This is a genomic window from methanotrophic endosymbiont of Bathymodiolus puteoserpentis (Logatchev), from assembly GCF_900128525.1.
GTDB lineage: Bacteria > Pseudomonadota > Gammaproteobacteria > Methylococcales > Methylomonadaceae > Methyloprofundus.
The window spans coordinates 17,111-39,521 of record NZ_FQTQ01000092.1 but is presented as its reverse complement, the minus strand read 5'-3'; the positions used below and the strand labels follow the sequence as shown (position 1 = coordinate 39,521).

At 40.1% G+C, this 22,411-nt stretch carries 16 protein-coding genes; 14 read left to right on the top strand and 2 right to left on the bottom strand.

Annotated features, from left to right (window positions below):
* Positions 1-34 precede the first annotated feature (34 nt).
* Positions 35-2,113, top strand: a complete 2,079-nt coding sequence (locus tag BQ7314_RS07735; RefSeq protein ID WP_174483124.1) for a cation:proton antiporter — start codon at positions 35-37, stop codon at positions 2,111-2,113.
* A 331-nt stretch (positions 2,114-2,444) separates the two neighbouring features.
* Here BQ7314_RS07735 and BQ7314_RS07730 read toward each other — a convergent pair whose 3' ends face one another.
* A complete protein-coding gene (locus BQ7314_RS07730) occupies positions 2,445-3,191 on the bottom strand; it encodes a DUF2490 domain-containing protein (RefSeq protein ID WP_174483123.1) in 747 nt (248 codons plus the stop codon).
* Between the two features lie 508 nt (positions 3,192-3,699).
* Between BQ7314_RS07730 and BQ7314_RS07725 the strand changes: the two genes are divergently transcribed.
* From BQ7314_RS07725 to BQ7314_RS07680, 10 genes are all read left to right on the top strand, one after another.
* Positions 3,700-5,364, top strand: coding sequence for a SulP family inorganic anion transporter (locus tag BQ7314_RS07725; protein WP_174483122.1), 1,665 nt, complete (start codon positions 3,700-3,702; stop codon positions 5,362-5,364).
* 152 nt (positions 5,365-5,516) lie between these two features.
* Positions 5,517-7,634, top strand: a complete 2,118-nt coding sequence (hyfB, locus tag BQ7314_RS07720; protein WP_174483121.1) for a hydrogenase 4 subunit B — start codon at positions 5,517-5,519, stop codon at positions 7,632-7,634.
* The gene (locus BQ7314_RS07715) at positions 7,634-8,578 is read left to right on the top strand and encodes a respiratory chain complex I subunit 1 family protein (protein ID WP_174483120.1); all 945 of its coding nucleotides are present in this window, start codon (positions 7,634-7,636) and stop codon (positions 8,576-8,578) included. The genes hyfB and BQ7314_RS07715 overlap by 1 nt, the downstream gene beginning before the upstream one ends.
* Positions 8,578-9,255 carry a formate hydrogenlyase gene (locus BQ7314_RS07710; RefSeq protein WP_174483119.1) on the top strand — a complete coding sequence of 226 codons (678 nt, stop codon included), beginning with the start codon at positions 8,578-8,580 and terminating at the stop codon, positions 9,253-9,255. Before BQ7314_RS07715 ends, BQ7314_RS07710 begins: the two co-directional genes overlap by 1 nt.
* Positions 9,252-10,715: a hydrogenase 4 subunit F gene (locus tag BQ7314_RS07705; protein WP_174483118.1), complete on the top strand. Its 1,464-nt coding sequence runs from the start codon at positions 9,252-9,254 to the stop codon at positions 10,713-10,715. Before BQ7314_RS07710 ends, BQ7314_RS07705 begins: the two co-directional genes overlap by 4 nt.
* Entirely contained in the window at positions 10,712-12,295 is a 1,584-nt protein-coding gene (locus BQ7314_RS07700; RefSeq protein ID WP_174483117.1) for a hydrogenase large subunit, read from the top strand. Before BQ7314_RS07705 ends, BQ7314_RS07700 begins: the two co-directional genes overlap by 4 nt.
* 9 nt (positions 12,296-12,304) lie before the next feature.
* Positions 12,305-12,814, top strand: coding sequence for an NADH-quinone oxidoreductase subunit B family protein (locus tag BQ7314_RS07695; protein ID WP_174483116.1), 510 nt, complete (start codon positions 12,305-12,307; stop codon positions 12,812-12,814).
* Between the two features lie 294 nt (positions 12,815-13,108).
* Positions 13,109-13,402 carry a DUF167 domain-containing protein gene (locus BQ7314_RS07690; RefSeq protein WP_174483145.1) on the top strand — a complete coding sequence of 98 codons (294 nt, stop codon included), beginning with the start codon at positions 13,109-13,111 and terminating at the stop codon, positions 13,400-13,402.
* 34 nt (positions 13,403-13,436) lie between these two features.
* Positions 13,437-14,843, top strand: a complete 1,407-nt coding sequence (locus tag BQ7314_RS07685; RefSeq protein ID WP_174483115.1) for a sensor histidine kinase — start codon at positions 13,437-13,439, stop codon at positions 14,841-14,843.
* Entirely contained in the window at positions 14,840-16,237 is a 1,398-nt protein-coding gene (locus BQ7314_RS07680; RefSeq protein ID WP_174483114.1) for a sigma-54-dependent transcriptional regulator, read from the top strand. Before BQ7314_RS07685 ends, BQ7314_RS07680 begins: the two co-directional genes overlap by 4 nt.
* 151 nt (positions 16,238-16,388) lie before the next feature.
* Here BQ7314_RS07680 and BQ7314_RS07675 read toward each other — a convergent pair whose 3' ends face one another.
* Positions 16,389-17,675, bottom strand: a complete 1,287-nt coding sequence (locus BQ7314_RS07675; protein ID WP_174482200.1) for a transposase — start codon at positions 17,673-17,675, stop codon at positions 16,389-16,391.
* Between the two features lie 338 nt (positions 17,676-18,013).
* Here BQ7314_RS07675 and BQ7314_RS07670 point away from each other — a divergent pair, with 338 nt between their 5' ends.
* From BQ7314_RS07670 to BQ7314_RS07660, 3 genes are all read left to right on the top strand, one after another.
* Complete coding sequence (locus BQ7314_RS07670) at positions 18,014-20,398, top strand: phosphoketolase family protein (RefSeq protein ID WP_174483113.1); 2,385 nt, start codon at positions 18,014-18,016, stop codon at positions 20,396-20,398.
* Between the two features lie 298 nt (positions 20,399-20,696).
* Positions 20,697-21,593 (top strand): fructose bisphosphate aldolase, encoded by an 897-nt coding sequence (locus tag BQ7314_RS07665; protein ID WP_425356634.1) that lies wholly within the window; start codon positions 20,697-20,699, stop codon positions 21,591-21,593.
* A gap of 13 nt (positions 21,594-21,606) precedes the next feature.
* Positions 21,607-22,197 (top strand): histidine phosphatase family protein, encoded by a 591-nt coding sequence (locus BQ7314_RS07660; RefSeq protein ID WP_174483111.1) that lies wholly within the window; start codon positions 21,607-21,609, stop codon positions 22,195-22,197.
* The last annotated feature ends 214 nt before the right edge of the window (positions 22,198-22,411 follow it).

The following is a 22,411-nucleotide window of genomic DNA, read 5'->3' as shown; positions in this document are numbered from 1 at the left end:
GATAAGTAATAAAATAACCCATATAAGAAAAAATATGACACTCGATGTATATTTATCCATTTTTACCCTGATATTATTTTCTCTGGGAATCAACATACTTTCGCTGAAAACGCGTATTCCTTATACTGTCCTGCTTGTTATTGGCGGCTCTTTGCTGGTGCCGCTTGCTAATATAGAGGCATTTTCTTTTGTTACCAGTTTTCAACTAACACCGGAACTGTTGTTTTTCGTTTTTCTACCGATTCTAATTTTCGAGTCGGCCTACAATATGAAAATTCGTAATATCCAAGAAAATAAATTTGCTATCAGTATGTTAGCTATTGTTGGCTTGCTGATTTCAACTTTTTTTATTGGCTATGTTGGTCGTTGGGCATTTGGGCTACTGGGTTTTGATATTCCGCTGCTAGTTACCTTGCTCTTTGGTGCCATTATTTCTGCAACGGATCCCGTGGCCGTTTTGTCCTTATTTAAAGAGTATGGTGCTCCGCGTCGTTTAACTTTGATATTTGAAGGCGAAAGTCTATTTAACGACGGAACTGCCTTTGCTATCTTTCTGGTCTTCCTAGAAGTTATGCTACATGGTTTTCACGGTACAACGACTGTTTTACAAGGGATTTTTGCATTCTTTACCATGATTGTGGGAGGTGGGCTCTTTGGCTTATTGATGGGGTTTTTATTTTCTAAGCTTATTGAATGGGTGAAAGGCCATGAGCATCTTGAAATTACCTTGACTTTACTGGTCGCCCATTTTACCTTTCTTTTAGCGGAGCTTATTTCTGAGGAATTAGTCATAAATAGCTATCATATTCAGATTTCTTCTATTATTGCCACACTCGTTTCTTCCATTGTTATGGGGAATTTTGGGCGTTATAAAATGTCTGCTGGCGTTGAAGAGTACATGGAAAAATTCTGGTCTTATTTTGCTTTTCTCGCTAACTCTCTCGTTTTTATTCTAATGGGCTTGTTGTTTACCAGCCTTTCCATTGCTCTACATGTTGCGATCCTGCCAATTTTGATCACAATTATAGTTGTTGTCGTTGCTCGTGCAGTTTCTGTTTATTGTTCAATAGGCATGGCGAATCTCAATCAATCGGAAGAAGATATTCCTGTAAACTGGCAACATCTACTCTCTTGGGGCAGTTTACGGGGTGCTATTGCCGTTATTATGGTTATGCTTATCCCTGATGATTTGAGCCTCCCTAACTGGAATTACGAATTTACAATCAAAGAGTTTATTACTGCTATCACTATCGGTAGCATTTATTTTACTTTGATTATTAAAGCGACAACGATTGGCAAGGTAATACACTGGCTAAATATTGATACTTTGTTACCTCATGAAAGAATGAGCTACTTTAAAAGTAAGGCGCTCATTTATCAAAGTTTAAATGCTCGCACTAAAGAGCTTTTTGAGCATCAATATATTAATGAAGCACAGTACAAGTCTTTGACAGAAGAGCATCAAGCTTTATACCAAAATATTTGTCGGCAATGTAATGAAAAAAATAAAGACTCTAGCCATGTGGTTGAAAATATGTTGCGTATTTATACCTTGGCACTACAGAAAAGAGAACTGAAAGAAATTTTTAGGCGTGCCGAAATCAATGAGAATATATACAAAAAGAATTTGTTGATTTTAGAAACACAAACAGAGCGGATTGAACAGGATCGCCCTCAATTAGAATCACTCAATACATATTTAGATTCATGGGTAGGTAAAATAAATCTTATTATCAAGCGTTTTTTCTCGTCATCTAGTAATTTAAGTGAAACACAAGAGCTTTATCTTTATTATCGGACACAATACAAACTGGTTAGCAAAGTAATTGATGATCTGGCTTTAATAAAAAAATCGCCCTTAATCGAAATCTTCGATGACCCCAAAGCTTTTCAGAATGTCGAAAATATTTATCAATATCTGCAAAGTAAAACCGTGCAGCAAATGGCCGATGAAATCAAATCAAACAAAGACCTAGTGGATGAGATGAATGCACAATCCGCAAAAGCTTTGCTAAGTATTACTCAGGCAGATACCCTCAAAGATTTACATAAACATGAAATTATTTCCAGTAAATTATATGTTTTGCTTAAGAAGGAATTTAATGATGCGTAATTTTCAGGGTGTTAGCTAGATATTTGATGATAAGGAAGGTACATGAAGCAAACTCCCGATTTCTAACTTGTCTTTTTACTCCCGCTGAAATGATCTCATTCGTTAGGTAGCATAACAGTTGTTCAATGTTGCTTGTGCGGATAAAGGAATTACCAGCCTGGAATTCAAGTCAACCAAAAGATTGCTTTGCACATTAATAAAAAAAATATGGGTAGGCTTTTTTTGAGTTTTTATTTTTGTAATAAGTAAATTGTGGCATCATAATTCCCTAAATAAATCAGAAAATAGTCCATTATTTTCAACAAGCTCATTTAGGGGGATTATTGTTTTATTAAAATTTATAGCTAATATCTGCTTGTATATTGTGCGTAAATAAATTACTGCCTGAAATAGTGTCTACATACTGCCCCATATAGCCTAATTTCAATCCTACCTTCTGATTTGCTTGATAGCTTAAACCTGTAAAAATACGATTTTCAGAAAAACCTTGTTTACCAAAATGGTTTTTATTTAGGTAAAACAACACCTCATCCCCAATGTAAGCACTCAAGCCATCGGCAAAGGGTAAGGCATGACTGATTTTTAACAATTGTCGTGGTCGGTAAGCGTTAGGTCCCCCCGTACGTAAATGCATGCGCTCATCCATACGGGTGCGACTAGTGAAATTAAATTCCCCGAAACTCTGTTTCCAGACAAAATCCTGATAGATACGGTTTTCATTAAGCGTTGTTTTATTTAAAGGTGCAATCCAGTCATGTACATAACCCAGCCAAATCGAAGCATGTTTATTTAGTTGATAACCGATTTGAGTGAATAATAAATTTTCTGTAAATCGTGTACCTTGGTCTGAATCATCTCGGGTACGCGTTTGATTCATAATTTGCCAATGAAATTTGTCTAGGGAAGGGGATACCGCTTTGAAATCACCTTTTAATGTGACAGAGCCCCATACACCAAAGACATTATTTGTGCTCGCAGGCGCATTCGATCCGGGGGGTATGATGACTTCAGCAGAAAAGCCTGAGATTGGTAAGCTTAATAAGCCGCTTAATAGGATTGTATGTCTGATTTTATTCATGTATTTACCTTAATCATGTTAATTAATAAGCCCATCAATGATTGGTTTCTTCCGTTAAATTTTGGGCCCTACTATTATTACGTAGGGCATACAACGCATATTTAATGCGCATTCTACTGTCATACTTCGCTTTTCAAATGGGGTGTGAGCTGGGTGCTTTGGTGTAAGTTATGGTTATCATCAGCTAACTAACAGGACGATATAAGCAGTATTAATGCCAAGTACGTTTTAGCTGAAATTAATTTTGATAACGCTGTGTTTTTACAACAAACTTGTATTGATCAAGGGGTTTTTAAAGACGGTTGATAGAGAGAGCTATGATCTTTTTATGGTTCATATAAACCATCTAGCCTGGTTTATATGAACCACTTTATTTTATTTTTGGGCCCTTAAAGGAAGGGTTTAATTAACTTATCTATATAATCAATAAGTTAAAGTCGTCAATGTGTGTGGCACAAGGATTGCTTTAGGTATTCTAATCTTTCTTCTTTAATATTGGAGGTCTCTCTTGAATGATTCTACTTTACAGGGCGTACCGGAAACGGGGATTGCTGGTTTAAAAAAATACTGGCATCAAGATTTAATTTCTGGTTTTCTTGTTTTTTTGATTGCCTTACCTCTCAGCTTAGGTATTGCAATGGCTTCAGGTTTACCGCCTATGGCAGGTATTCTCAGTGCTATTGTGGGTGGGATGTTTGTTTCGCGTATAAATGGCTCTTTTGTTACGATTGCAGGGCCTGCTGCGGGGCTAATAGTCGTGATATTAGATGCTGTCCAAACGATGGGGGCCGGTGACCCAATGGCGGGTTATCGATACACTCTAGCTGCTATTGTCGTTGCCGGTATATTACAGATTGTTATCGGCTTTTTAAAATTAGGTAGCCTAAGTTCATTTTTTCCTACTTCGGTCGTTCACGGTATGTTGGCGGCAATTGGTATTATTATCATTACCAAACAAATTCATGTCATGTTAGGAGCTACGCCAGAACCCGGCAGCCTGTTTTCCTCTATGGCACAAGTACCGCATAGTATTATGAACATGAATAGTGAAATTGCCTTTATTGGTATTGTTGGTTTACTGATCATGATTTTGTGGAGTAGGCTACAGCAGCCCTTACTGAAAAAAATACCCGCCCCTATTATCGTTGTACTTTTAGGTATTGGTTTAGGGATGTACTTTGATCTAAATCATACCCATATTTATCATGTGCCACATCAGCTCGATATGCTAACGGGGCATTTAGTGCATGAAGGTCAGGTAGGCCCTAATTATCTGGTTTCAATTTCAGATCATTTTATATCTAGCTTTTATTTTCCCGACTTTTCTAAAATTACCGAAGTGGAATTTTGGGTGGCTGTGATAAGTATTTGTCTCGTGGGCAGCTTGGAAAGCCTGTTGACAACGATTGCTGTGGATAAACTTGATCCTTATAAGCGCCGTTCAAATTTAGATAAAGATATTATAGGCATTGGTGCAGGTAATACGCTTTCTGGTCTAATTGGTGGTACTGCGATGATTTCTGAGGTGGTACGGAGTTCAGCGAATATTAATAATGGTGCAAAAACGGGTTGGGCTAATTTCTTTCATGGCGCAATCATGTTGTTATTTGTGGTGTTATTTCCTGGGGTGATCCATAGCATTCCTTTATCAGCATTGGCCGCATTACTGGTATTTACTGGTTTTAAACTGGCTGCACCAACTGAATTTAGCAAAGTATTAAAAGTCGGTAGCGAACAGTTTTTTATGTTTATTGTCACTATTATTGGCGTGTTAGCGACTGATTTATTGATCGGTGTGGCGATTGGTATTGTGGTTAAACTTTTAGTACATATCTTGCGTGGTGTCTGGTGGAGTAATTTATTCAAAATTTATTTCACTATTAAAGAAGAGGCGGGTGAACAAGTTACTCTGAAATTGAATGGCTCGGCTTTATTTGCTAATTTTTTACCAATGAAAAAAGCACTGGATAATTTACCGAAAGGTAAAAATATCACATTAGACTTAACAAATGCGTATTTAATTGATCATACAGTTATGGAGTATATGCATGATTTTATCCATGATTATGAATCACATGGGGGGCATTGTCAGCAAATCGGTGATGCTATTCATACTTTTTCTGATCATGATTTAGCGGCCCGACTTATGACGGCTGATGATCGTAAACATTAAGCTAATTATTCTTTTTTAGTGCATGCTGTGTCAGTGTTTATTTTGTTGAGCACTGGCATAGTATATTCATATTTTGTGATATGACACTTCAAAAAAATAATTATGGGGCATGCACTTGCATCTCCAATTCCTTTTAATTTGAGAGAGCTCTTATGATTCTATTCTTAGCTTATGCAGCGGTGCTACTCAGTTTTTTGTCAGGTATACTGGCATTGCTGATGCGGCAACATTGTAGCGTGATAAAGTGGGTGCATTATTGTTGTACCAAGCGGCCTGATTGGCAACAGTGCTTAAATAACTGGCTAGAACAATCTGTCTATCCGCAGCGCATACAGCAACTTAGCTTTATATGTTTGGGCATGGCAGGGGTGTTTGCCATGATTGCAGGAGTAGGTGGCTTAATTAGTGAACAAGCCATGACAGCACAATTACCCTTAGGACTGCCTTGGCTTCCTTGGCATGTACGCTTTGATAGTTTATCTGGCCTATTTTTCCTCATTATCGGTATCGCTATTTTTGCCGTCAGTTGCTATGGCCCTGGCTATGTTAAAGGTAATAATGAGCAGGAACACCCTTTTGCAGTATTAGGTTTATTCAGCGGCTTATTTATTGCTGGTATGTTATTGGTATTATTGGCTGATGATGCTTTCTTCTTTATGATTTCATGGGAATTAATGTCGGTCGCTAGTTATTTCCTGGTGGCTTTCCAACATGAAAATTCTGCTAATCGTCATGCTGCTTTTATCTATTTAATTATGGCTGAGGTGGGGGCGATAGCCATTATTTTGGCATTTGGGGTATTAGCTAGCTTTTCTGACGGCGGTGCATTTACCTTTGATGCTTTACGTAATGCGTCACTATCTGATACATGGGCGAGTGTCGCCTTTGTTTTGGCGTTAGTGGGTTTTGGTATGAAGGCTGGCTTGGTACCGTTACATGTTTGGTTGCCTGAAGCGCACCCCGTTGCCCCTTCGCATATTTCCGCGCTAATGAGCGGTGTTATGTTAAAAGTCGCTGTCTACGGTTTAATTCGTTTTAGCTTTGATTTACTCGGTGACATTCAATGGCAATGGGGGGTTGCACTAATGATTATTGGTGCTATTTCCGCCTTAGGTGGGATTTTATATGCCATGATGCAACCAAATTTGAAACGTTTATTGGCTTACAGTTCGGTAGAAAATATCGGTATTATTTTTATGGTGCTGGGTTTATCAATGATTTTTCTCGCCAAAGGACATCCTACTCTTGCGGCTTTAGGCTTTGTTGCCGCGTTGTTTCATGCCTTTAATCACGCTTTATTTAAAAATTTATTATTTCTTGGTGCAGGCATTATCCAGCATCAGGTACATAGTTTAAATATAGATGATATGGGGGGTTTAATTAAACGTATGCCACACACCAGTAAATTATTTTTGATCGCTTGTATGAGTATTTCTTCATTGCCTTTATTAAATGGTTTTGTTTCTGAATGGCTGGCGTTTCAAGCTGCCTTGCAAGTGGGAGTACTGGATGATGCGGTATTACGCAGCTTGGTTCCGGTAATGGCCGCAGCTTTAGCTTTAACAGCCGCCTTGGCAGCCGCTTGTTTTGTTAAATTATTTGGTATGATGTTTTTAGGTTTGCCACGTACACGCCATGCGGCGAAAGCAGAAGAGACACAAGACAAAGGGATGCTATTTAGTTTGAGTCTATTGGCTGGATTATGCTTTTTATTCGGTATATTTCCGGGCTTAATGATTAACCTGCTAGATAATGTCGCTTTGCAATTATTAGGGCATAGCCTGCCGAATGCAACAGCCGCAGGCTGGTTATGGTTAACACCTGTTTCCGCAGAAAAAGCATCCTATTCCGCGCCTATCGTTCTGTTCTTAGCGGCTATTGCTGGTGGCATTAGTTATCGCTATCTACGCCGTGATCCGGCAATGGCATTACGCGAATCAGAGACTTGGGATTGCGGGTTTGGTGGGCTTACCCCTCGTATGCAATATACCTCTAGTGCTTTTACTATGCCGTTTAGACGTATCTTTTCTAAAGTTTGGATAATTGATGAAACGATTACAAAACAGCCTGGAACTATGCCTTTGCAAGTCACTGACATCCATTATGAGTTGCATGTTAATGACCATAGTTGGCCGAAACTATATCAGCCGATAGAAAAGTCTGTAAACCGTATTGCTCGGCTGGTTAGTCGCATGCAAACTGGGAATATCCGCGTTTATTTAAGCTATTCTTTTTTTACATTAATTTTCTTATTATGGGTGATTAGCTAATGAATGTCTTATTCGCCATTATTCAAACATTATTATTTATCGCCTTAGCGCCGTTATTAGCGGGCTGGGTAAAGTGGTGTAAATGTCATTTACAAAATCGTAGAGCACCCTCATTGCTCCAACCTTATCGTGATTTGATTAAATTGACACATAAACAACCGGTGGTCTCTAAAGATGCTTCTTGGTTGTTTATTATTGCACCGTATATTATTTTTTCTACTACGGCTTTAGCCGTCAGTGTGGTGCCACTGCTTGCGGTAGATTTACCTACGGCAAGCAGTGCTGATGTGATTGTACTCGTTGGTTTTTTAGCCTTTGCACGGTTTTTTCTGGTATTGGCTGGCTTAGATGTCGGTACTGCCTTTGGCGGTATGGGTTCTTCACGAGAAATGACGATTTCTGCTATGGCAGAGCCCGCGATGTTAATGGCAGTCTTTACTTTAACGATGACAGCCTCAACCACTAATTTATCTTTTGCGATAGACCATGTTTTGCAAGAAGGCTTAGTCTTGCGGCCCTCATTTATTTTTTCCTTATCAGCCTTAATGTTGGTAGCTGTGGCAGAGACGGGGCGTATTCCGGTGGATAATCCTGCGACTCATTTGGAATTAACCATGATTCATGAAGCCATGATTTTAGAATACAGTGGTCGTCATTTAGCTTTGATTGAATGGGCTAGTCAGTTAAAACTGATGCTTTATGGCGTGTTAATTGCCAATATTTTCTTTCCTTGGGGCATTGCAGAAACTTTGTCACTTTCAGTTTTAGGCTATGGCCTTTTGGCGATTATGGGTAAGCTCGCGCTATTGGTAGTGGTGCTAGCGATCTCTGAAACTTTACTAGCGAAAATGCGCTTATTTCGTGTACAGGAATTTTTGAGTTTTGCTTATTTATTGGGCTTACTTGGTATGCTCAGTCATATTATTTTGGAGGCAGCACGCTAATGGAAATTGAAAATTTAGATCATTATTCTCAAATTATTTTGTCATTGGCTGCTTTGGTGATGCTGAGCTCTTTTATCATGCTAGCGCAAGGGCGTTTGCTACGCTTGGTATTTGTGTTTGCAGTACAAGGCTTTATGTTGGTATCGGCCACTGCTATCGCGGCCTATAGTTTTAATAACCCACACCTGTATATTTCTGCTGCCATTACTTTGGCATTGAAAGTGATATTTATCCCTTGGATGCTCAGGCGGCATATTTTGAAACTCAATATGCACCGTGATGTTGAAGCATTAAATAATAAAACAGCCATTATGATGGGCGGTGCAAGCCTTGTGGTCTTTAGTTACTACGTATTGCACCCCATTATGCAAAACTCCTCGATGGTTTTATTGAATGCGTTGTCTTTGAGTCTTGCGGTTATTTTATTAGGTATGTTACTGATGATTTCCCATCATCAAGCTATTGCTCATGTGGTTGGCTTTATGTCGATTGAAAATGGTTTGTTTTTTGCGGCAACTGTTTCAACGAATGGCATGCCCATGGTGGTGGAATTAGGGGTTGCCTTTGATGTGCTAGTAGCAGCCGTATTATTTGGTATTTTCTTTCTACATATCAATAGCAGTATTGATTCTTTGGATGTGGATAAAATGAATCGTTTAAATGAGGTGGATCAATGATTCCAGCCTATTTGTTATTATTATTACCCTTGCTTGGTATTCTTTATTTTGGTTTATTAGGGCATAAGGAAGACGTCGGTAAGCAAAATATTCGCTTTAATGGCGTGACTTTACTCCTGTCTTTATGGCTTGCGGTGAATGTCTTTCTGTCAGGTACGATACTCTCAACTGATCAGTATTTTATTGTCGATTCCTTTAATGTCTACTTGATCGTCTTAACGGCTTTTGTCGGCTTTACCACGTCTATTTTTTCGGCACCTTATATGGCGCATGAACAAGAGATTGGTAAATTGACTGCCAATCGATTAAGACTATATTACTCGATGTATCAAGGTTTTATGTTTGCCATGTATCTGGTATTGACCACGAATAATATGGGCATTATGTGGGTTGCTATGGAAGCAGCTACTTTGGCTACAGTATTGTTAGTTAGTTTATATCGTACCCCCGAGTCTATTGAAGCTGCGTGGAAATATTTTATCCTTTGCGGTGTCGGGATTGCGCAGGCCCTGTTCGGTACAATTTTATTATACTACGCAGCGATACAAATTAGTGATGTTGACAATGCCTTAACGTGGTCGGTGTTATATGAAAATGCCAAGTTGTTAGACCCTGAGATTTTGGAAATTGCCTTTGTCTTTATGCTAATAGGTTACGGAACTAAGATTGGTCTTGTTCCTTTGCATAATTGGCTGCCAGATGCACACTCAGAAGGGCCAACGCCCATGTCAGCGGTTTTATCTGGGTTATTATTGAATGATGCCTTGTATGCCGTAGTACGTAATAAAATGTTGGTTGATGGGGCTACCGATAGTCATATTGCGGGGTATTTAATGATGGGGTTTGGCATGTTGTCATTTCTAGTCGCGGCATTTTTTCTGCATCGGCAAAAAGATATTAAACGCTTGTTTAGCTATTCTTCTATTGAACACATGGGCTTAATGACCTTTGCCTTTGGTATCGGAACCCCATTTGCTACCTTTGCCGCGTTATTGCATATGACTGTGCATTCGCTGACTAAATCCGCTATCTTTGTGACCGTGGGCCATGCCGCACAAATATCCGGCACGCAAAGTATTGAAAAAATTCGTGGTTTAATTAAAACGCAACCTCAAGTCGGTTGGGGCTTACTGATTGGTACTTTAGCCATTGCAGGTTTTCCTCCGTTTGGCGTATTTGCCAGTGAGTTTTTAGTGTTACTGGCAACTATGCAAAGTTACCCATGGCTGGCTCCTTTTCTATTATTAGGAATTGGTATTGCTTGTGCAGGTTTATTTAGAAATATTCAACCTATGGTTTATGGTGAAAAACCTGAAGGCCAGCAAGCTGTTCAAGCCAATTTATGGCCGGTAATGATTCATTTAGCGATTGTTTTATGGCTGGGTCTTGCGATGCCAGATTTTTTAGCTGACTGGTTTACCCAGGCGACTATTTTAATTTCAGGGAGTGCTCCGTTATGAGTGAAGTCCATTCTAATTGGCAGTTAGCCTTACAGTTAGCACTGGAAGCTGAAGTCATTCCACACAATAGTACTGTTGTTAATAATTTAGCACGGTGGACAATTAGCGCTGATGACTGGCTACGTTTTGCCACGATTGCTCAGCAACACCACTTACGCTGGGTAGCCGGTTGGGCAGAACAAAGGGAGGATACTTTTGTTGTTAACGCCTGTTTTGCAAGTCAAACAGGATATTTATGGTTACAGACTGAGTTGCATATTGAGAAACCTCAACTGCCTTCACAAGCCACTATATACCCAGTAGCAAGTCGTAGTGAGCGTCATACGCAGGATATGTTTGGTATTCATTTTGTTGATCGCCCTGATTCCAGAAAGTGGACGCGGCATTGTGCTTGGAAAAAGCATGATTATCCTTTGCGCAAAGATTTTCCTCTTCAGGGGATGCCTGAAGTCATTACCCCAGCGAATATGGATTATCAGTTTGTTAAAGCCCGAGGTGCAGGTGTTTATGAAGTGCCAGTGGGGCCAATACATGCTGGCATTATTGAGCCAGGACATTTTCGTTTTCAAGCGGTTGGTGAAACGATTTTAAATCTTGAAGAGCGACTTGCCTATGTACATAAAGGCATAGAGAAACTGGCTGAAGGTCGAACGCCTGAAAAACTAGTGCGTTTAGCGGGACGAATTTCTGGAGATAGCACCGTGGCACATAGTTGGGCCGCTTGTCGCGCAATGGAGCAAGCGGCTGGTATTACTATTCCAGAACGCGCGGCTTTTATTCGCGGGATCTTATGTGAACGTGAGCGTATTGCTAATCATCTAGGTGATATAGGTGCTATTTGTAATGATGTTGGTTTTGCTTTTGCACAAATGCAATTCAGTCGTTTACGTGAGCAATGGCAACGTAATTCGGCTAGTGTGTTTGGCCATCGTTTATTAATGGATAGGCTTATTCCGGGGGGCGTTAAGGTTGATTTATCTGTAGCAGATTGCACCTTACTAACGCAAGAACTAAAAGTTTTACGTAAAGAGCTAGATGAGACTATCCCTGCGCTAGACTTAAACTCTTCTTTAGAAGATCGTTTATTTACTACGGGTTATTTATCGCCCAGTACCGCTGCGACTTACGGAGTAGTGGGCTATGTGGCTAGGGCGAGTGGTCAAGATTTTGATGTACGCCGTGATGTATCTTATGCGCCCTATAATCAATTAAATATTAAAGTGGCTGTAGAAGAACAAGGCGATGTAGCCTCTCGAGTCTGGGTGCGTATAAAAGAAGTGTTTGCCTCAATTAAGCTATTAAGCCAAATGTTAACTCAATTACCGGAAGGCGAGTTAGTGACGGCATGGCAAAAACCTAAGGAATATAGCGAAGGCTTGGCCATGGTTGAAGGCTGGCGAGGTGAGATTATGACTTATGTGCGCTTTAGCAGTGATGATAAAATCAGTCGTTTTTATGCGCGAGATCCTAGCCATTTTGGTTTTCTAGCTCTGGAAAAAATTGTACTGAATAATATCGTACCGGATTTTCCCGTCTGTAATAAATCAGTTAACCCTTCTTATTCTGGAAATGACCTATAGGACATCACAATGTTAAGACTTTTTGCGAAAACTTTAAAAACTGGCATTGTTACTGAAAAAATAAAACGCCCTGATGCTTCTGAGTTAGACGCCTTGGGTATAGAAGTAAAGCGCCAGGTAGATAAATATTTTTCGGGCAGTATTGCTATTCGTGCGGTCGATGCGGGCTCTTGTAATGGCTGTGAATTAGAAATTCATGCGTTAAATAATCCTATTTATGATGTTGAACGCTATGGTATTCATTTCGTTGCTTCACCTCGGCATGCGGATGTTTTATTAGTCACTGGCCCTGTTGCACGACACATGCAAACCGCATTGCTGCGTACTTATGAAGCAACGCCGAACCCTAAGTGGGTGATTGCGGTGGGGGATTGTGCCGCCTGTGGTGGTGAGTTTGGTGTTTCTTATGCCAGTTGTGGTGCTGTTGCTAATGTCATTCCTGTTGATATTGTGATTCCTGGTTGCCCACCCACACCGGAAACTTTGGTTAAAGGGTTACTCAGTTTGATGAAAAAATAGTGCCCTGATGAGAAAGTGGTGACTCTTTTGCCTAGATGCCACTATTAAAGTATGAGTCTTAATAACTTTGATTATGAGAGAATTTGTGAGAGGTGCTTTTAACTGCTATTGCCTGTAAGTTGCGGTTAAAAGTGCCCACTCACATTAGGCATTAATTTATGGCAATATCAGTATTCTCGTTAGTCATACCTGGGTATTTAATTCGGAAAATAAAAATCTAATGCAATGGCTAAAAAGAAAAAAACAGCAGTAATACAAGAAAAGACAGAAAGTTCAAATTTTAATAGCAAAAGAATGAAATCTTTTTATGCTTGGGATGGGGATATTTTAGTCTTGAATGTTTTAGGTACTCCGAGTGCTAAGCGCGATATTATTGGTAAACCTAAAGGTAATCAATTGAAAATTAGCGTTACGGCTAAACCCGTTGCTGGCAAAGCAACAGACTATATGGTGCGTTTTTTGGCTAAAGAGTTCGGGGTTAATATTAAAGATATTGAAGTCGTTTTTGGACGGATGAATATTAATAAGCAATTACGTATTAAAGCACCGAAGGTTTTGCCTCGTAGTATTGCTAAATATGCAAACTGAGATGCACCGATCCACTTAAAAAGAAGATAAACCTATGCGCAAGCTATTATTTAAACCCGTTATTTTTGTTAGTATTCTTTTAGGTTTATTTATTATTGGTGAGTTTATTGCCATTGGTGGGCTGACCTGGCGCAATCATCAACGCTTAAATGCATTGCAAAATGATATTCGTAATGGCCATCGACTCAATGAAGTTATTTTTGTTTTACTCCATAACCAATTACAGCCCAGCAAGCAGGAGGGCGCACAAGTACAATTACAAAATAGCTTACTTGCTGGTTATATAGATAACCCTGAGATTGCAAGTGAAATACAGCGCTTAGAGACTTCATTTGATAAAGCATTGCAAGGTGATGCAGATAGGTTGGTACAAGCAATCAATACCACACATCAGTTATTTTTGCGGCAAGCTGATGAGGAAGAAGAGTTATTACAGAGAATTGCTGAAGATAGTCAATTAGAGCTACAACTTTCAATCATTTTGCCATTATTGTCTTTTGTTGTTATTTTTATCATTGCGCGATATTTTTTCAAACGAAATATTCTATCCCCGCTTGATTCCTTAAAAGACTTTTTACAAATGTTAGCGGCAGGTGATCGTCAACCGATTCGACAGAAAGCTGCCGATCCAGCGATGCAAGGTTTATTTGATAATTATAATCAATTAGTGATGCGGCTGACAGAGCTAGAGAAAGAGCACCTGAATTATACCGGCGAATTAGAGCAAGAGGTACGTCGAATCACTTCAACTTTGTTGGAGCAAAGCCAAGCCATTGCTCATAGCGAGCGTTTATCAGTAGTCGCCGAATTGTCCGCTAGCACGGCACATGAATTACGTAACCCACTTGCCGGCATTCAGGTGGCACTGGAAAATATTTTACAAGATTGTACGGATGATGATTTATCTGAACGAATTCAAGCCGTTAATACTGAAGTCAAACGCTTAACCTGTCATTTGAATGATTTATTAGCATTAACGAGAAGCTCATCAAATACTGCGACACAGGTCGATATGCAAGCACTTTGTTATGAATTACGCCAATTTCTTAAATATCAGGTTCCCGAAGATGTTAGTTTGAATTTTGCTATAGAAACGGGTTTAAATACTTTTCTTCCTGCGACTGAATTTCGTTTAGCCTTATTAAACTTACTTCTTAATGCTCAGCAAGCCATTGGTAATAACCCCGGTCAAATTCAACTCACGGCTCAGCAAGATAAACAGCAGATTATCATCAGAGTGGAAGACACGGGTTCTGGTTTTGCTCCAGACTTTCTCAAGCATGGCATCAGACCTTTTATTAGTTTAAAGGCAAAGGGTACAGGTCTAGGTTTGGCTATGGTACAACGCTTTGTTAAGTCTCAGCAGGGAACCATCAAGCTGAGTAATACCCGTGATGGGCATGCCTGTGTTACCTTAACTTTACCCATATTAAAGTCATGAAAGATTGTTTATTGATTATTGAAGATGAAAAATTATTAGGTCTAGAGTTACAGCGTTTTTTTAGGAAACAAGACTGGGAAGTTGAGTGGGTTGAGTCTCTTAGCAAAGCAAGGCATATTTTATTAGCACAAAAAATTGATCCTATAGTGATCTTATCGGATATGAATTTACCTGATGGTAATGCACTGGATTTCTTAGAAGACATGCGGGACAAGCCCATTGAATGTAGTGAATGGCTATTTTTGACAGGCTATGGCAGTATCTCAGATTCGGTAAGAGCCTTACGTTTAGGTGCTTTTGATTTTATTGAAAAGCCTTGCGATTTAAACCGCTTAAATTTACAAATTGAAGGGGCTGCTCGCAGTGCTAAAGCTCAGCGCCGTTTATTACAAGAAGCAAAAAGTAGTCATACAAAATATTCAGTTAGCTCTTTTCTAGGGAGTAGCGAAAGCAATAAAACCTTGAAGTCGATGTTAAGCAGAATTGCTCAAGTGCCTTTTTCTAGTTTAGTCATTAGCGGTGAAACTGGTGCAGGTAAAGGCTTATTAGCAAAAGTTTTACATTACAGTGGTAACAGAAGCACAAAACCGCTGGTGGAGATTAACTGTGCTGCTTTGCCGCATGATTTATTAGAATCGGAATTATTTGGTTTTGAAGCCGGCGCTTTTACCAATGCCAAAAAAAGACACAGGGGATTATTTGAGCAAGCCCATCAAGGCACTTTGTTTTTGGATGAAATCGGTGAGATGGAATTAGGTTTACAAAGTAAACTCCTTAAAGCCGTTGAAGAATTGAAAATTCGCCGCTTAGGTAGTGAAACTGAAATTGACGTGGATGTGCAGATTATAGCTGCGACTAACCGTGATTTATCGCAACAGGTAGCAGAGGGGAAGTTTAGAGAAGATTTGTATCATCGTCTCAGTGTACTCTCGGTTAATATTCCACCTTTAAGGGAGCGTTTGGAAGATATGAAAGAACTTGTCCCGGCATTTATTGCTGAATTTAATGCTAAATCAGGCAAGAAAGTGAGCGCTAATTTATCGCCAGAAACATGGGCTCAATTACAGGCTTATCATTGGCCTGGAAATACGCGTGAGTTACGTAACGTTATCGAACGTTGTGTGTTACTAGCTGAAGATCAAGAGTTCCCATTGCAATGGTTACAATTACCGAGCAAAAAACAAGCGGGTGAAATGTCTGTGTCAGCTGAAAATTCTCAGCAGTTACATATCCCACTGGATGGTAGTTTGACTTTACAAGATATGGAAAAATATATCTTACAGCAAGTGCTAGAATTGACCGATTATAATGTGGCAGCTGCGGCAAGAATGTTAGGGTCAACCCGTGAAACTTTGCGTTATCGTGTGCAGAAGTATCACTTGAAATGTGATTAATAGCTGCGCTGAAAGTATTGGTTATTTTAAGTTCAAGAGCTTTGTGAACGACAAAATAAGGGGGGTGTAATAAAGCGCCTGTCATATTATGAGTTCCTTAGTCGGGTAGATGTCATAAAACTATGATAATGTAACGGTGTCCGACATTTTATTACAGATATGCCATCAAAACAGGTCGGAGCTTGCGCTCAAAGAGCCATGTGGCGCTTTTCTTTAGGAAATTGTTTTTTAAGAACCGCCAAGCTTGTTTGGTAATCTTAGATAGTTTTCTAAAAAAAGCACGATTATAATTGCCTTCCCAGTCAATACAGTATGCGGTTTCTTTTGCTTCATGGCGTTTTTGTTGTGTTTGATGGTCTTCTTCCAAGCCCATCTCCTGTCCCTTTTTATTTAGAAATAAGCGCATGAGTATATGTGTAACCAATGCCAATAAAGCTTGTTGCTCAATAGCAATAGGTGATTTCCCCCATGCTTTGGCATTAGCCATATCTGTTTTGTAATTATCAAAATATTTTTCTTCATCCCAGCGTCGGTGATAAAGAAAAGCAATCATACCAGGTGACAATGTAAAATCATTACTGAGATATTCATAAACTTTGCCGTCAGGCGATACGAATTGTATTAATCGCCAAACTTGTTTTGAGCTATTAAGTTGAATTTTCCTATCAGACACAATATTCTCATTAACTGCCGACTGTTCAACATGACTTTCCTCAAGAATTTGATATTTGAAAGTCGATTTCATTCGTGTAATCACTGTCACATCGTATTTTGTTTTACGTAAATCCCAATAACGCGCTTCAATAAAGGCGCGGTCAACCACAAAAAGTGCATTTTTTTTGCAAGTCCAGTGAGAACCTTCCCAGCTTTCTTTGATAAAGCGCATTTCATCAATAGAGCGAGTTTCTGTCTGACTATCAATGGCAATCCCTGCTCGCATATCATAGGTCGTCATATTCATGTGCCCTTTCTTATTATCAGTCCCACCCTGGCCTGGATAAATCGGTTGATAATGACTTGATTCATTTTGATAACTCGCATCTATGGCAAAAATAGAGCGCATCCCCAACTCTTCTTTTCCCGAAAACCTGTCGGGCAGTTCATTTCTTGCAGAAGTCACCAAGACTTGGACAGCCTGTTTCAATATTTTGCTGCGTGATGAATTGGCTAATGCATCTGACCATGTTGAGCGGGCTAAGGGGGCTTTTTCAGCGGTGTCATCAATGTCGAATAAAGATTGAATTTGTTCTCGTAGTATCTTTGTTCCCTGAAATTGACGTAAGCAGCCTAATAAAATAAAAAACTCAGCAGAGAGTACAGAATATTTTTGGCGTGAAAAGCGAACTTTATCTAGGGCTTTTTGCATGGGCAAGAACCATTCTCCCAAAACGGTGTTATCCATCAGTGTGGATTGCAAGCTATCTAATCTTTTTGACATTATTTAAGCGTAAGTGACTGATTATAAATGGTAATACGCAAACAAATCCTATTCGACCTGTCAAGCCTTTTTTTGCATTATTTTCAATCAATTAGAACGCCTGTCCTTCCCTCTGAGCGCCACTTTTTCGTGCAATTGAATTCCGTAAAAGTTGGTTTTTACACCTTAGGAAACTTATTATCACCCATAGATTTGATGTATGTCTACCATCTTATGTATTGTTGCGGACACCGTTAATGATAATGTGAGTTAATAGCATCTATTTAAAGAGTTGCCATTTCAATTTAGCTATGGACAAACAGTCAACGTATTTAACTTAACTACCAGGAGCTTAATATATGAATTCTATTGAAGACCAGCCGTTATCCGCTGATGAACTTAAAAAAATCAATGCCTACTGGCGAGCTGCCAATTATTTATCGGTGGGACAGATCTATTTATTAGATAACCCATTATTAAGTGAACCGTTAGCCATTGACCATGTTAAACCAAGATTATTGGGGCACTGGGGGACGACACCTGGGCTAAATTTTATTTATGCACACATGAACCGAGTGATTAAACAACAGGATTTGAATATGCTGTATATCGCCGGCCCAGGACATGGTGGCCCAGGCGTGGTAGCAAATACTTGGTTGGAAGGTACTTACAGTGAATATTATCCTAATATTTCTGAAGATAAAGAAGGGATGCAGAGGTTATTCAAACAGTTCAGTTTTCCTGGTGGAATACCAAGTCATGTTGCACCGGAAACTCCCGGCTCCATTCATGAAGGGGGGGAATTAGGCTACTCTGTCTCACATGCTAATGGTGCGGTTTTTGATAATCCAGATTTGATTGCCTGCTGTGTGGTGGGAGATGGAGAGGCAGAAACTGGGCCGTTAGCGACATCTTGGCATTCTAATAAATTTATCAACCCTAAACGTGATGGTGCAGTATTACCTATACTGCATCTAAATGGTTACAAAATTGCCAATCCAACGATTTTGGGGCGTATACCAAGCGAAGAACTGGAAAGTTTGTTTGTCGGTTACGGTTATAAGCCTTATTTTGTCGAAGGCTCAGATCCAGAGCTAATGCACCAGAAAATGGCAGCAACTGTCGATGTCGTTATTGCTGAGATTAAGCAAATTCAGCAACAGGCGCGTAGCGGAGGGGGTCTTACCCGACCTCGATGGCCATTAATTATTTTGCGCTCGCCGAAAGGTTGGACTGGGCCAAAAGAAGTAGATGGACTGAAGGCTGAAGGTTTTTGGCGTTCGCATCAGGTACCATTTTCTGGGGTACGGGAAAACCCAGAGCATTTAAAGCTACTGGAATCATGGTTGAAAAGCTATAGAGCCGAAGAGTTGTTTGATGATAATGGTACTTTTTTACCTGAGTTAAAGGCGTTGGCACCTGAAGGGAAAAAGCGTATGAGTGACAATAGTCACACTAATGGAGGGTTGTTACTAAAGGATTTGCGCATTCCTGAATTTACTGAATATGCAATTGATGTACCTTCCCCGGGTTCTGTTACTGCTGAGGCAACACGGGTTCAAGGGGCCTTTTTGCGTGATGTAATGAAGCTGAATATGCAAGCGCAAAACTTCCGTTTGTTTGGACCGGATGAAACAGCTTCCAATCGCTGGTCACCAGCCTTTGAAGTGACAGATCGGACTTGGATGGAATCGACAATACCTGAAGATGATCATCTGTCTCCGGATGGCAGAGTGATGGAAATTCTATCTGAACATACTTGCCAAGGCTGGCTAGAAGGCTACTTGCTAACGGGAAGGCACGGTTTTTTCAATTGCTATGAAGCCTTTATCCATATCATTGACTCGATGTTCAACCAGCATGCAAAATGGTTGAAGAATACTAGTGAAGAGATTGAGTGGCGGCGACCGATTGCTTCGCTGAACTATCTGCTGACATCCCATGTCTGGCGGCAGGATCACAATGGTTTTTCACATCAAGATCCTGGCTTTATAGATCATGTAGTGAACAAAAAATCTTCGGTGATTCGTGTCTACCTTCCTGCTGATGCTAATACATTACTCTCAGTTACCGATCACTGCCTGCGTAGCCGTAACTATATTAATGTGATTGTTGCAGGTAAACAGCCAGCTGAGCAGTGGTTGACCATGGATGAAGCAATTAAACACTGTACCAGCGGCATTGGCATATGGGACTGGGCGAGTAATGACCAAGAAGATGGAGAGCCGGATGTCGTTATGGCCTGTGCGGGTGATGTGCCTACCCTGGAAACTCTAGCGGCGGTGACTATCTTAAGAGAGTTACTGCCTGAACTCAAAATCAGAGTCGTTAATGTGGTGGATTTAATGAAATTATTACCTAGTGAAGAGCACCCACATGGTTTAACAGGTCGCCGTTTTGATGATATTTTTACCACCGACAAGCCTGTTATTTTTGCTTATCATGGCTATCCATGGCTGATTCATCGTTTAACCTATCGACGCAATAATCATAATAATTTACATGTTCGTGGTTACAAGGAAGAAGGCACTACTTCAACACCGTTTGATATGGTGGTTATGAATGATATGGATCGTTTTCATCTAGTGAGTGATGTCGTGGATCGCGTCCCCAGTCTTTGCCATCGCGCCGTCTATATCAAGCAACAAATGCATGATAAGCTGATTGACCATAAACGCTATGTTCGTGAATATGGTGAAGACATGCCGGAAATACGTGATTGGCAATGGGCAAACGTAAAATAAGAAAAATAGGGCTTAGGAACGTGCATGAAACAAGCTCTCGATTTCTAAATAATTTCGGGATGTTATCTCATGTACTTTCCTTAGCTCAGCTTTCGAATTTAAATTTGTAAGCAATTGCAATATATTTACAACTAGATGTTATGGCATGACTTAGGCTCTTGTGGAATGATTTTTAATTCTTGTTTTTCAATTTGTTACGAATAACACCTGGCTTGATCGTTATTTTCGAAGGTTGGAGTAATAATGCCCAAAAGTATGACGTAAAAAGACAGGTTAGACTCGATATTTTAAGGGAATTATTATGACTAAAAAACAACAGCAGTTACAAAAAATAAGTTCAGCAACGGGGTTTATAGCAGCACTGGATCAGAGTGGTGGTAGCACACCGAAAGCATTGAAGAGTTATGGTATCGATGAAGATGCATGGTCGACCGAGGAAGAAATGTTCGAACTTGAGCATCAGATGCGGACAAGGGTTATGACTAGCTCGGTATTCAATGGTCAACGTATACTTGGTGCGATTTTATTTGAGGATACCATAGAGCGTACGATTGAAGGGCAAGCTACGGCAAATTACCTTTGGGATGTCAAAAATATTGTGCCATTTCTGAAGGTCGACAAAGGTCTAGCAAATGAACAGAATGGTGTGCAGCTGATGAAGCCGATACCTGATCTTGATGTATTGCTGACTAAAGCAAAAGCAAAAGATATTTTTGGTACTAAAATGCGCTCTGTCATCAAGCTCGCTAATGTAGAGGGTATAAGTGCTGTGATCAGACAGCAGTTTGCTATTGCTCGGCAGATTATTGCTGCGGGCCTAGTGCCGATTATTGAACCTGAAATAGATATTCATTGCCCAGATAAGGCCGAAGCTGAAAACCTGTTAAAAGCAGCGATATGTGATGAACTCAAAGCACTCGCCCCTGGTCATTTAGTGATGTTGAAGCTTACATTGCCTGAGGTGGATAACCTATATGCTGATTTTCTCTCTCATTCGAACGTAGTCAGAGTCGTGGCATTGTCCGGTGGTTATTCGCGGGAAGAAGCTAATGCTAGACTAACAAGAAATAACGGTATTATCGCCAGTTTCTCACGTGTCTTATTGCAGGGCTTGAAAGTACAGCAGTCGGATGAAGAGTTCGATAGGGTTCTGGAGGACTCAATCGATAGTATTTTTCAGGCTTCATTGACCTAGGAGTAGAGTCCCTATGAAGAAATATAAACAGAAAGTTGTACTAATCCGGCATGGCGAAACAGAATGGGCGCTTGCCGGTCGTCATACATCATTCACTGATTTATCGTTGACCGAAAAAGGTAGAGAGGAAGCTAGCTTGCTACAGGGGGCGCTGAATAACTGGCAATTTAAACAGGTATTTAGCAGCCCACTTAAGCGCGCATTCGAGACTTGTGAGTTGGCTGGCGTTGCGGATGGCGTGGTTGTGGAGCCAGATCTTTCCGAATGGAACTATGGCCGCTATGAAGGTTTAACTACTGCACAGATTCAAAAAGAAGTGCCTGGCTGGAATTTATTTGAACAAGGGTGTCCTGAAGGAGATTCTCCTGAAGAAGTTTGCATACGTGTTGACCGCATCATAAAAAAGGTTCAAGCAATTGACGGAGATGTCGCCGTTTTTTCTCATGGACACCTGTCACGAGTGTTTGCTACACGCTGGCTTAATCGACCGATCGAGGAAAGTGGTATGTTTGTCTTAGATACCGCAACACTCAACGTGCTCGGCGCTTACCATAATACCCCTGCAATCGTCACTTGGAATGCAAAAATCAATGGTTATTTATAGTGGAATAACCAAACGGTCTCTGTGAGCAGCTTAAATCAACCTAAATTCGCCGTATGTGAATAAATGTTTGGCAACAGAAGTCCTCTGTATTTCATGAGCTAGTAGGGTTATTCGCTTAAATCATCCATTAAAAGTGTTTTGCTTTCAAACCATTGTAGGCTGTATAAAAATTTGTATCTGATAGTGAGCTATTGTAGTGAGAATAGTTCTTTTT